Annotated in this window: 6 protein-coding genes; all 6 read left to right on the top strand. The window is 51.2% G+C overall.

Features of this window, described 5'->3' with window-relative positions:
- Positions 1-259: 259 nt before the first annotated feature.
- Entirely contained in the window at positions 260-811 is a 552-nt protein-coding gene (locus ACO6V5_RS00005) for a hypothetical protein (protein WP_422492033.1), read from the top strand.
- A gap of 382 nt (positions 812-1,193) precedes the next feature.
- The gene (locus tag ACO6V5_RS00010) at positions 1,194-3,248 is read left to right on the top strand and encodes a hypothetical protein (RefSeq protein WP_422492034.1); all 2,055 of its coding nucleotides are present in this window, start codon (positions 1,194-1,196) and stop codon (positions 3,246-3,248) included.
- A 24-nt stretch (positions 3,249-3,272) separates the two neighbouring features.
- Positions 3,273-3,911 carry a hypothetical protein gene (locus ACO6V5_RS00015; protein WP_422492035.1) on the top strand — a complete coding sequence of 213 codons (639 nt, stop codon included), beginning with the start codon at positions 3,273-3,275 and terminating at the stop codon, positions 3,909-3,911.
- A gap of 17 nt (positions 3,912-3,928) precedes the next feature.
- Positions 3,929-4,114, top strand: coding sequence for a hypothetical protein (locus tag ACO6V5_RS00020; protein WP_422492036.1), 186 nt, complete (start codon positions 3,929-3,931; stop codon positions 4,112-4,114).
- A 16-nt stretch (positions 4,115-4,130) separates the two neighbouring features.
- Positions 4,131-5,462 carry a hypothetical protein gene (locus ACO6V5_RS00025; RefSeq protein WP_422492037.1) on the top strand — a complete coding sequence of 444 codons (1,332 nt, stop codon included), beginning with the start codon at positions 4,131-4,133 and terminating at the stop codon, positions 5,460-5,462.
- 346 nt (positions 5,463-5,808) lie between these two features.
- Positions 5,809-10,314, top strand: a 4,506-nt coding sequence (locus ACO6V5_RS00030) for a hypothetical protein (protein ID WP_422492038.1), incomplete at its 3' end; no start/stop codon positions are given.

The following is a 10,314-nucleotide window of genomic DNA, read 5'->3' on the forward strand; positions in this document are numbered from 1 at the left end:
AAAACAGAGAATAGTGCAGAACCTGACGACACCGCTAAGTTTGACGACGATGGGTCTTGGCTGATTGTCAGTAACCTACCCATGCTTAAAAAGACGACAAATTTATTTTATAGAACGGCTAGGCAGGTCAATTTCTCAATTCCGGACTACACTGCACGGTGCGATTTTTAAGCATTTAAAGTCCTCTGACCACGCCGGTGAAAAGACAATTATCAAAACCCTTTTGAAAACCATGTAAATCAATCTATCAGGTATTATCATGCCAGCTATACCCAAGAAGATTCATTTTGCTATTGTCGGTCCTGCTGAAGATTGGGAATTTATTTGCGTGAAAGTATGGGCCTGGGCGAACAAGAACCATGATATCTATGTATGGGCTCCCAAAGCCTTGATATACAAAAGAATTCTATATTTGTTGCTGTATTCTGAGAGAATACAACAAAGGATTGAAACAGATTATCCCGCTGATATTGCGTGGTTGAGGCGTAGTATCTGGCAAAAAATCGATGCTTTTATGGGTGAAAACGATGACATAGAAAGATTGGATATAATGAAAGCCGATTTTTCAGACAGTGTAAAGAGGTTGTTTACCACCCAATGGAATAAAACCAACAATGTATTAAATCAAATTCGAAGAACCATTGGCATGAATAATGTTGTAGGAGATACTTCTGATTTTGAACGACAACACAGTGAATATATCAAGTACACCTTAAGCCTTAAAAAGCCTTTGATAACCGAAAGAGCTATAGGGATTTACCATAAAAACTCTTATGGAGGGGTATATATAGGCTGCTGTTTTCCGAGATAAGCAATAACGCTATCGAAAAAGATGACCCCGGTGATATTGCTCGGCTGAAAGACAGCATCTGGCAAAAAATTGATAACTTTATGGGAGAAAGCAGTGAAATAGAAGAATTAAATATAATGGAATCTGATCTTCCATATAGTGTAAAGAAGGAATTTGTCATCCAATTAGCTGAAATTCAATAAATAATTCTTTAGATAAAATTAAAAATTTAATCAGCAACGCTATTGTTCATAAAAAGCTGAAAAACCTAGATCAAGAATATAAAAATTTTATCAGATACAGTTTAGGCTTTACTAACAGTTTAATCATCGAAAGATTTATCGGGCTGAGTCAAAAATTCGTACTGAGAGGGGTATATATTGATAAAGGACTACTACCGGAAATGAACAGTCACCCCTTTCTAAAAAGAAGCAGTTCCCTTGATCCTATATCGGGGACGGCAGTGACTTCTGAGAAGGAAAAGCAGCTCGAAAGTGCCAAGCTACATGCTCTTTTTAAAAAAATGTTTTCAGATGGAACTATTTCAGATCCCAGCCCTTATTTTGAGAGATACGGTACAACCCTGTCGAGAGAAGAAATCACTCGAATTCAAGGTATCGTAGCAGAAAGCAGTATTAGTGATTTATTCCATAGTCTGCCGAAATATGACTTAAAGGAGTATAGCCGTAATAAATTATTCTTCAGTAAGAAAGTAAATTTTGAATATGATACTCCCACTATAGCTCTTGATGATTCAATCCAGCCCCTGATGGTGGCCTCTCGCCAAGGACACCCAACAATCAAACTACTACTTGATGAAATCTGTTTACTTCATGAGACTGTAGAAAATTTAAAAAAATCATCACTAAGAAAAAAAGAAATCACATTAAAGATAAGGAAGGCTATTCATAAATTCTATATGGAAAGAAAAGTTATTATCTCTGATAATGACATCGATAAAATTGCAACCATATCAACTGATCTTCGGCATGATATCGACAAATTTAACTGCATCATTACTGCAAAATTAGGTTATGATGCTTTTGAAAGATTAATAAATCTTGAAAAACCAAAAGACATCAAAATCATTCCAATTAACTACTTCATAGCGAATAATCTCTTTTATAACAGAAGTTTTAGAAACCTTGGTTTTAACTCGTCACCAACAAGTGGTCAGAAATCATATGAAAGATTAATAATCGTTCATTATTCAGATAAAAACATAGAAGGCATAAGCGATTCTTTAATACATTGCTTTAAACTTTATAATAAGTACCGCACTGAAAAAAACAGCGTCTTATACAATGCTGTTGATTCAAATCAAATAGAAACAATAACACTTCAAAAAGTGTCAGGAGTAACGCTCAAAAATATTGGCGAAGACACTAAAGTCATCATGACTGGAAGCCTTCATTTCTATAATAGCGACTTGAATCTATATGATACTTTCTATTACAAGCGCTTAATGTTAAAGCTATCAGCGGTTTTGGGAACGTTGATCCCAAAAAATACCAGAGTACAAACCATAAAATTCTTTTTTGATAACTCTGCACAAGGCATTGAAGATTCTGAGGGTGTACTAAATACCAGCCAGAAAAATTATATTGTACCTGAAGTTTTAAGGAACTTGGCCAAACAAGGTATCTATGCAAACTCAGCTGTTGCGATTCGAGGATTCTTGTCAGCAGGTGATCCTCACGGGCCGTCAACCTCGAAAAATGCCCCCTATCCAGATCTCAACCGCATTGTTTTTACCCTTGACCGTAGCGGCGCCGTGACATACCGAGCCAAGTTCGGGTTGGCCTCCTTTGACCTCGAAAATGAGTTTATCGATAAGACAAGCAAAGAGGATCCGAACGATGACAAACTCACAAAAGAATTTACCGAAGCTCTACTCAAAGGAGAGTTTGCTGATGCCAAACTCAACGATGATTTGGTCAAAGTCGTAATCGAAGACAGGCCTACCTTTGCCGGACTCGAAGATGAGTTGTCTAAAGCCATAGGCGAAGATGAGCCTGGGGATCGAAGAAAAAATGCTGAAAATTACACATTTCACTTTGAGTTCAAAACCGCGATCTTTCATGGATTAAAGGAACACCCACAAACTGAAAAAGCCACTTTCGCCACTTTGGTTGCAGGAGAAACTATTCGTTTGGCAGACACACTTAGCCTTGCACTAAGTTCTCACACATACACTCAGTGGCTTGAGCGCTACGCACTGCGTTTCAGCGCGCCTGATCAGATAGATCAGCTTGAGCAGGCAATGGCCAATTTCCATAGCAACGAAGAAAAGACCAGAGCCTTCGAAACCCTCAAACGTCGGATACAGGTCAAGGCATTCGATATCTACACTCTCGATCCTAAATCGATACTGGGTGCCGCCGAACTTAACAAGGAATACAAAAATGATTTCGCCAACATCAAGCTTCTCACAGGCTTGGCTACAGATGCCTTGTGACAGGCCTCGAAGATCAGCCGGTGCATGAGCAGCTGCGATGCTCGACGCAAAAACCTGGAGTATGCCCTCCGGTTACTTTCCGGCTTCAAAACCCAGCTCCGTCTTGGCAACGACAGGAAAAAAACGGATATCGCCCTGATCAAACCCGCCAACGAAGATGAGCGCTGGCTGCAGAATTTTTTCACCCGGTTTCGTCGCCTGGAAGGCAAGGACGCATTGGCTCACGCCCGGGGCATGCACTCGGTCATTGCCCTGGACGAAGATTCGTTTACCCGCGCTCAACAGCAGATAAAAGACGGCACCCTGAGTGGTCAGCCCCTGTTGCTGAAAGCTACCCCCGCTGCCGGTTATGTGCTGCTCACACCCGATGGCCGGGTTCAGTCGGCCATCGCCGGGGGAGACGGCAACCGCGTCACCGTTCTCGGTCGGCCAGCCAGACTGATTGCCCATGCTTTGACGACACTGGTCGACTTTACCCCGGACCGCTACATCGCCACCCTGACCGTCAGCGATCTTGCCAGCAGCAACCAGTCCCGCGGAATCACAGCCCTGAACGCCCTGAAAACCTTTATGACCCGCTCGCCCACCCATGGCAAACCCCTGGTCGGCAAGCTGATTGTCGAACCCAGAAGTGGCAGCCCCGGGTTTTCAAACGACTGGTGAAAGATATCCAGCATCTGATGCCGAAGGACCGCCCGGCGATTGGCAGCCTTGTGCTGCGCTCCCCGGGCACCGGACAACCGGAGTACCGGTTGCTTCCCGGCGAAAAGACTGTGCTGAGGTCGCCCCGGCCATCGGATTCAAATCCCCCCGCTCCGCTATTTGCCGCCCAGCCACCTTTCGGTTCCGGTGCTGCCCCGGACTGAAGACAGCCTCTCAAGTGTGGCCTCTGAACGAGCCGAATTCAGGCAGCGGCTGCTGGAGTTCGATACCGCCACAGGGGACATTAAAACCCGGCACTCACTCGCCGACAGCATGGCTCCCCAACTGGATACCCTTCGTCGGGATGGCCGTGGCTGGCGCATGGACTTTATGGAACCCGATACCCTGACCCGTAAGAACATCCGGTTTACCTCCGGTGCCTTTGATCGCTTCCGGGGCTTTCTCCAGGGGACGGGTCGTCAGGGATTCCGGGTCAAAGGAAAAAAATCTTCCACCAACGGACTGGAAAAGCTCAGGTCTTTTATAGGCCTTTACGACCTGATAGCAGGGCTTTCCCCTGTGGGACACCATTACAAAAATCCCCCGTCTCAGAATATGACGGACACCCAACAGCAGATTTATACCGGGCGCCAGACGCTTTTTTATACGGCTGTGGCATTGCAAGGGATTGAGATCATCAATCTCGGGCGACAGGGGATCAAGACAATCATCCCGGCCATCCGGTCGTCATTGCCCCCCGGTCAGAAACCACCAAAGCTACCCGATATTTCCGGGTCGGGCAAGTTGCCCGGCGGTCTGAAAAAAGTCGGCAGGCTGGGTAAAAAAGTCGGTCGTTTTGTGCCCATACTGGGTCTCGCCGTGCCGGGAGCCAGTCTCACCCTGACCCTCATTGAGTACGAGAACGAAGAGGACCCGGAAGTCAAGAAACTCATGGAATCCATGGTGACCTTTGAGTGGGTGGATACCTATGTCTCCGTCATTTCAGAGTTCCTCGGGCCAGTCGGGGCATTTATTGACGGGATCATGCACTACGTCAGGGGTATTTTTCAGGAGAACTATAAAAGGAAGTTAAAAAAGCTGGCCTACAAAAAGTTGCAGGATGCCTCGGGTGAGGCTGCCAAAATCTTTGACCTGATCCACGCCCAGCTGGACCCCAAAAGCTTCCTGGCCAACAAGCAGACCCTCAATGCCTTGATGAGCGAGGATGGCAAAAGTCTCCTGCCCCTGAACATCCGGTCTATCAACCTGGAGAACCAGACCCTGACCTACGGTGGCGTCTATTCATTTCGGCCAACCTTAATCGCCGGGAAAAAAGACGACTGGAAACAGAAAAACTGTGAGAAGATACCCTATGTACCCAAGGCTCCCCTACGGCACTGCGCCAGCCACATCAACCGGATCGAATACTCCCCGAACACATTTAATCCGATCGATTACGGCCTGGCGACATTGTGCCGGGATGAGCCGCGTTTAACCGGGTATCAATGCTCAGACGGGGTATTCCGCAACCTGGGGCAGATGAGCGATAAAAAGGTCATTTTAATGCCTTAACCCCCCCCGTGGGAGGTCAAGCTCCTCTACAGTCCCTTTGACCAGACCTCTCTGGGGAGTGCGCCAGACAGCAGTTCCCCCGGTGCGGAACTTGGGGATGCTGTCAGCGACAGCAAGCTGAAACGGTTATACCAGAAAAAAGCGAAAGACACCCGGTATCCCGAGTGCGACGGGCATGGCTCATGTGATGACATCAGCTACGACTATAAATACCCCTGCTTTGATGTTCACCCCCATACCGACAGTTTGAAATACCGTCGGTCAACCAGCAGACTGTATCTCGATAACAAGGATCACGTCGTCGTCTTTCGCGAGGTCTCATCGACATTCTCAGGACTTCTGAAGTATGACGTGTATAGTCCCAAGGGCCAACAAAACCTACGCCCTGACACCCTGTAAACGCGGTGAACACACTATCCACCTTCACCCCCAGGGGCAGACGGCCTCTACCTGGGTGTTGAACTACGACGGCAAGCTCCCCTATGCCTGCATTACTGAGCGGGATGACCAGGTACAAAACTGTCGGTCCTGGGTGAGCCTGTCCTATGAAGATAACCGGGACTTCAAGCTGGGTGAGACCCTTTTCCGATTTCCTGAACCAAGACCACACTCCTGGTATGAACAGGCTCCCTCGTATAAAGTCGTGGCCCGGGATCCCAACGCACAGTTTGAGTGGCGGCTGCTGGATCACAAAGTGATTCAGCGCTTGTACGACAATGGAGGACTGAATGACGGGCCATCAAGGGCGTCGAAACTGAACAGAATCATGAGCCGTTACACTGCGGCCAGCCGGTTCCTGCCGCTGGAGCTGAAAGACTGCGACTTCTCACCTCAGATCCGTGCACGCTGTATGGCCGGAGCGCCGAACCGGTGGACCACAACCACATCCGGGTGGTCACCCAAAATACCGAACCGGTGGGAGATGAACGGTGCCCTTGACCCACTACCCAAGAGCAATAATCGGCAGAACCCAGCCTGGTTACAGCACCAGCGGGACTGTGACCGACAGGTTAATGAGTATCTCAAGAAACCCTACCGCTGCTTCCCTGGCAAGCTGGGACTGGCCGAAGCAGACTGGGATCAGTTGGGCCGGGTCCTGCTTTGGTACGATACCCTTAAGCATCAGGAAATCCGGCTCATTGCTGCCAGCGCCGAGCTGCAACCGGTCCAGCTGCAACCGGTCCAGGGAAACCCGGCTACCGGCTACTATTTTTTTGACTCCGCCAACGGCCAGGTGTTATTTCAGAATAAAGAGGCACTGACCCGGGAAATCAGGCACTTCGATGAGTTGAGTGCCCGCTCGTTTGGCCACCATGTCTCAAAGATAGTGCCGAACAAAGATGAGTCACAATTGCTGGTATTTGATGCCCCCTATTATTACCTGTTGACGGCCAGCCCGTCCGGTCAGCTGGCTCACCAGGTGATTGCGGCAGAAACCCTGGATGGCCAGCTCAGTGTACCCCCTACCCCACCTGCAGTGGCATCTGACACAACGACATCCGACCATGGGCTGATTCCCTTGCAGGATGTCGATAGCTACGGCAGCCGCCGTCTTCTTAGAACCGGTTTTTATGACGACGCCACCCGAAGCTATATTACCTTCCTGAGCAGCCTGCTGGATGGCGACATGCCAAACAATAGAAACGACGGAAGCCGTTTACGGACGATCAATGAGCGTGTCCGCAGGGCACTGCGTGAAGAGCACCTGCCGGTCCACAAGGTGGTGGTTCGGGGCCAGACTGTTTACTACATTTTGTTCAGTCGGCACTCCGGCAAACTGTATTACTTCAGCACCGACGTGAATCGCCCCGGTGGTATCCAGCGGCTGAACTCCGGTTTCCATTTGATCCGCCCTGCAGGCGAGAAGCGAGCGCTGGAAAAGGCAGAAGTAAAGGCAAAGATAGCCAGAGTCGGCGTCTTCAGGCATGTGCAGGCGCACTCCGGCAGCCTCCTGGCCGATACCAACGGTGGCTACCGGCTGTGGATACCGGACAAGGCCTGGGATAACACCCGGGTGGTCAGCGAAAACCTGTCGGTGGAGTCAGGACCTTTTAAGAACTGGCAGGTGGAAGCCACCGGGCAGATCGTCGCCAAGTCGAACGATACCCTGAGTGTGCACCAGTTCACCCCCCAGTCTGGCCTGATGGTGGACAGCCTGAACCTGGGCAAGGTAGTCAACCTGATCTTCGCCAAACTGACCATAGAACACCCCGGTACAACCTGGACCACCACCAGTGCCCGTTTTTTCATCCGTGAGCTCAAGAGTCTGCTGCGAGACCGGCTGAATGGGGCCCGGGAGGGGTTCTCGGCCAAGGTGGGGCTGGTGCCGCTGAGACCCATCACCGCAATCATCGACCACCCCCTGTTCAGCGCGATCAGGCAACTGGACGTCTGGTACTACCCGGACAGCGACACCCTGCTGGCAGCCAACACCCGTGACCAGTTTGAAGTCATGGTGAACGACGACGGCCAACTGCTCGCCCTGTCGGACACTCGCAAAGAGGAGGCTTTCGAGTTTTTCCGACAGCCTGATCAGGGCGCCAAAGGCCATCCCTTTTGTGGTGAGGCCGCCGCCGCTTCGCTGACCGGGATGCCCAGTGAGTTCGATGACCAAATCTCCGTTCCCTGCCGTTACATGGCTAAGCGTATCGACTTGAGGGGTAGCCACCACTGGGAACACGGTGCCCGGGCGTGGCGCATCCAGACACCGACGGCCCAATACCTGGCTAACCGGGAGCATCTGGCCCTGGTGGCGCTGGACCTCAGCCTGATAGGACCCAGAAACACCACCGGCAGGCTGGTCTACTGGACCCGGCAAGATTTTAACCAGGCCATGGGATCTCTGCCAGCGGGCATACGCCAGAAGGCTGACACCGAACTGATCGCCCTCACGCTGCGCTCTGGCTATTCCCCAACCCAGGTAGCCTGGATGGATTACCAGGGCCAGAGTCCACGTAAACAGAGACTGTTGTTCGGTTTGCCTGGCAAGGAGCACGGCGTTCAGCAAGTGATTGGCAGCGTCCGGAAGTTCTCGCTCCCTCCGTCAACGAGCACGGTCGTTTATAACCGGAACAACCAGACGCTGTACCGGGTCACCCAAAAGGGTTACCAATCACTGGGCACCTTTGGCAGGGTCGCCGTGATGGCCGAGGGTCTGCTGCTGTCAGGAACCCCCGGAGCCGACAAGATCAAACTGGAAACGTTGCGGCTGGACACTTACTACCAAGAGCATCGGGTGGCCTTTGTCCGGAACGGTACCCGACAGCGGTTCGGGATCATGGTGGAGAGCCAGGGTGGGTCCGACGTGATTAAACTGGATGAGACAGACTTGTCATTTTTTGCCCGAATCCTCATCCATCCCGGCCTGGCTGAAGAAAGCATCACCAAGCACGACAGGGCACAAACCCGCATTGAACTGAATGTATCGGCCTTCCTCTTCCTTGCCTGGCGCCGGGGTCAGAACCTGGTGCTGTCCAACCGGTTTACCACCGGCGATGCCGAGATCGAGATTCAGCAGGTCTGGGCCAGACAGCACGACCAGTTCCTGCAACCCACAACGCTGGTGTTCAATGACCTTGAGCTGTCATTATCCGACCTGGCAGCACGGGTGACGGACTCAGGTCAGGGGGTCGTCCTGCCACTCACGGTGAGCAGCCTCGTCAGGAAGGAACGCCTCCGATTCATCAACGCCACAGCCAGCAACCCCCTGTACATCCAGCAGGACCAACCCGTAAAAATCGTCACCTACCAGGCGATGGACGGGATTAAACTGACACTGGAACCCCTGAACGCCACATACGTCAGACGTCAGGTGTTTATTACTGGCACAGGACAGTGGGGCTGGGAGCCGGGCAGTGTTCAGGTGAGCGGGCCGAAACCCGACAGCGGTTACCAGTCATGGCCGTTTCTGCCCTCCGTGATCAGCTCGTCCGCCGTCGGTAACAGGACAGCGAGACTCTGGGGCAATAGCCGCAGTAATATTCTGTACCTTGGCGCCGACGCCCGACAGTGGTCACTCCGTGGATGGGGCGGTCATGACCTGCTGCTGCTGGGAACCTCAGGCAACATCGCAGCACGGCCAGAAGTGCTGGCAAACCGGGGCGACCAGTGTGACAACCGGAGGCTGGATACGCCCGGCAACAGCAGCCTGTGGCAGGCCATTCTCGACTGGACGCGCCCGCTGGTCGGCGGTGTTGGCAATGACGTCTATGACCTGCGGGCGTGCAGGCCAGCCCGCACAATCGACAGCCATGGCAAGCATTATGTTCTACTGTCGTCCGGGTCTAAGGCGGATTTACGACGTTTGTCGGGTGATAACAGCACCGCACTGTTCTTTACCGACCTGACCCCGGGACAGGTGGCGTTCAGCCAGTGTAACCCGCAGGTGCAGAGCAATCTCACCCGCAGCAGCAACTTTACCCGCAGCAGCGCTTCCCTGCCATTGGAGAGCCAAACCTTCAGGATCATCAATACCGGCACTAACCAGACACTGGCACTGGTGAAACCGGAGGTGCTGGCCAGTCTGCACTTTAAAGGTGGACAAGTCAGCCTGAACCCCATGGCTATGATCAACAGGAATGACAGCAAGTTAGCCATGAACGACAGTGACGGGGGAGAGAATGAAGCCGTGACCTTTCTGAACAAAATCATTCGCAGAGGGCAACGGCTGGTGAATTACCTGTGCAGCCTGGCCGGAGGTGAGAAAAACAACATTGGGTCGGAGAGTGAGCGGCCAGTAGGAACAAGCCTGAATAATACGGAACTTTACCAGCACTACCAGCGACTGGTTCAGGACCTCAGTGCCCTGTCAGGCAATTGCAGCAGCGAGAGCCCGTCGTTTATGTCATCGGCA

Origin of the sequence: Endozoicomonas sp. ALD068, from assembly GCF_049310145.1 — a bacterium.
Taxonomy (GTDB): Bacteria; Pseudomonadota; Gammaproteobacteria; order Pseudomonadales; family Endozoicomonadaceae; genus Endozoicomonas_A.

Bases quoted from the DNA above. Each gene is read 5' to 3' on its own strand.
- ACO6V5_RS00020 (WP_422492036.1), top strand. From the start codon at position 3,929: ATGCCGAAGGACCGCCCGGCGATTGGCAGCCTTGTGCTGCGCTCCCCG.
- ACO6V5_RS00015 (WP_422492035.1), top strand. From the start codon at position 3,273: ATGAGCAGCTGCGATGCTCGACGCAAAAACCTGGAGTATGCCCTCCGG.
- ACO6V5_RS00005 (WP_422492033.1), top strand. From the start codon at position 260: ATGCCAGCTATACCCAAGAAGATTCATTTTGCTATTGTCGGTCCTGCT.
- ACO6V5_RS00010 (WP_422492034.1), top strand. From the start codon at position 1,194: ATGAACAGTCACCCCTTTCTAAAAAGAAGCAGTTCCCTTGATCCTATA.